The organism is Paenibacillus sp. EKM212P, from assembly GCF_011066115.1.
In the GTDB taxonomy this organism is placed as follows: Bacteria; Bacillota; Bacilli; order Paenibacillales; family Paenibacillaceae; genus Paenibacillus; species Paenibacillus polymyxa_B.
The window spans coordinates 1-634 of record NZ_JAAMNR010000043.1; the positions used below are offsets into that span (position 1 = coordinate 1).

The 634-nt window shown below is 52.8% G+C and carries 1 rRNA gene; it reads left to right on the forward strand.

The window, feature by feature from the left end:
- Positions 1-634, forward strand: a 23S ribosomal RNA gene (locus G9G54_RS24875); the annotation flags it as partial.

Consider the following 634-nt stretch of genomic DNA (forward strand, 5'->3'; position numbering starts at 1 on the left):
AGAATCGTGGAGGTAGAGCACTGATTGGGTGCGGGGCCCGCAAGGGTTACCAAGCTCAGTCAAACTCCGAATGCCATAGATTTAGTTCCGGGAGTCAGACAGTGAGTGCTAAGATCCATTGTCGAAAGGGAAACAGCCCAGACCATCAGCTAAGGTCCCCAAGTGTGTGTTAAGTGGGAAAGGATGTGGAGTTGCACAGACAACCAGGATGTTGGCTTAGAAGCAGCCACCATTGAAAGAGTGCGTAATAGCTCACTGGTCGAGTGACTCTGCGCCGAAAATGTAACGGGGCTAAACACACCACCGAAGCTATGGCTTGATGCTTGCATCAGGGGTAGGGGAGCGTTGAATGCGGGTTGAAGGTGTACCGTAAGGAGCGCTGGACTGCATTCAAGTGAGAATGCCGGTATGAGTAACGAAAAGATCTGTGAGAATCAGATCCGCCGAAAGCCTAAGGGTTCCTGAGGAAGGTTCGTCCGCTCAGGGTAAGTCGGGACCTAAGGCGAGGCCGATAGGCGTAGTCGAAGGACAACAGGTCGAAATTCCTGTACCACCGTAATCCGTTATGAGCGATGGGGTGACGCAGTAGGGTAGTGACGCGGACTGATGGATGTCCGTCTAAGCAGTGAGGCTG